This is a genomic window from Saccharopolyspora sp. NPDC002686 (assembly GCF_040295745.1).
Lineage (GTDB): Bacteria > Actinomycetota > Actinomycetes > Mycobacteriales > Pseudonocardiaceae > Saccharopolyspora > Saccharopolyspora oryzae.
Window position 1 is genome coordinate 1 of the sequence record NZ_JBEOVY010000637.1, and the last position, 1,696, is coordinate 1,696.

1 protein-coding gene is annotated in these 1,696 nt (G+C 66.9%); it reads right to left on the reverse strand.

Features of this window, described 5'->3' with window-relative positions; all coding sequences use genetic code 11:
• On the reverse strand, window positions 1-1,601 hold a 1,601-nt coding region (locus ABTZ89_RS38515; protein ID WP_502949658.1), incomplete at its 3' end, for a DNA-directed RNA polymerase subunit beta'.
• Between the last annotated feature and the right edge of the window lie 95 nt (window positions 1,602-1,696).

Here is a 1,696-nt window from a genome sequence, read left to right on the forward strand (position 1 = left end):
GCGTTGAACGCCTCGCAGACCAGCGGGTGCAGCTGGATGGCCTTGCCCTCGACCAGCTGCGGCTCGAAGGCCTGGATGCCGAGGCGGTGCAGCGTGGGAGCACGGTTCAGCAGGACCGGGTGCTCGGCGATGACCTCTTCCAGCACGTCCCACACCTGCGGGCGCTGGCGCTCCACCATCCGCTTCGCGGACTTGATGTTCTGCGCGTGGTTGAGGTCGACCAGCCGCTTCATGACGAACGGCTTGAACAGCTCGACCGCCATCTCCTTCGGGAGACCGCACTGGTGCAGCTGCAGCTGCGGACCGACCACGATGACCGAACGGCCGGAGTAGTCGACGCGCTTGCCCAGCAGGTTCTGGCGGAAGCGGCCCTGCTTGCCCTTGAGTAGGTCGGACAGCGACTTCAGCGGCCGGTTGCCCGGGCCGGTCACCGGACGCCCGCGACGGCCGTTGTCGAACAGCGCGTCGACGGACTCCTGCAGCATCCGCTTCTCGTTGTTGACGATGATCTCGGGCGCACCGAGGTCGATCAGTCGCTTGAGGCGGTTGTTGCGGTTGATGACCCGGCGGTACAGGTCGTTGAGGTCGGAGGTCGCGAAGCGGCCACCGTCCAGCTGCACCATCGGGCGCAGGTCCGGCGGGATGACCGGCACGCAGTTGAGCACCATGCCGCTCGGGTCGTTGCCGGTGGCCTGGAAGGCCGCCACGACCTTGAGCCGCTTGAGGGCGCGCAGCTTCTTCTGGCCCTTGCCGCTGCGGATGGTCTCGCGCAGCAGCTCGGCCTCGGCGGCGATGTCGAAGTTCGACAGCAGCGCCTGGATGGCCTCGGCGCCCATGCCGCCGGTGAAGTACTCGCCGTACCGGTCGTAGAGCTCGCGGTACAGGATCTCGTCGGCGACCAGCTGGCGGGGCTCCAGCTTGGTGAAGGTCTCCCAGATCTCGTCGAGCTTGTCGAGCTCGCGCTGCGCGCGGTCGCGCAGCTGCTTCATCTCGCGCTCGGCGCCTTCCTTGACCTTGCGGCGCTGGTCGCTCTTGGCGCCCTCGGCCTCGAGCGTGGCCAGGTCGCCCTCGAGCTTCTGGGCCCGCGCCTCGAGGTCGGCATCGCGCTGGTCGGCGATGTGCTTGCGCTCGACGCTGATCTCGCTTTCCAGCGTCGACAGGTCGTTGTGCCGCAGCTCGGTGTTCACACCGGTGATCACGTAGGCCGCGAAGTAGATGATCTTCTCGAGGTCCTTGGGGGCCAGGTCGAGCAGGTAGCCCAACCGGGACGGGACGCCCTTGAAGTACCAGATGTGGGTGACGGCAGCGGCCAGCTCGATGTGGCCCATCCGCTCGCGACGCACCTTGGCGCGGGTGACCTCGACGCCACAGCGCTCACAGATGATGCCCTTGAAGCGGACGCGCTTGTACTTGCCGCAGTAGCACTCCCAGTCCCGGGTCGGACCGAAGATCTTCTCGCAGAAGAGCCCGTCCTTCTCCGGCTTCAGGGTGCGGTAGTTGATGGTCTCGGGCTTCTTGACCTCGCCGTACGACCACTGGCGGATGTCGTCGGCCGTAGCCAGGCCGATGCGGAGTTCATCGAAGAAGTTGACGTCAAGCACGTCGGGTCTTCTCCCTTGGTCGAAAGGTTCTGCCGGCTAGGGGCAGGGGTGCCAGGTTGGGTCGGTCGCCGGTCCGCGGGATCGCTCCCGCGGAC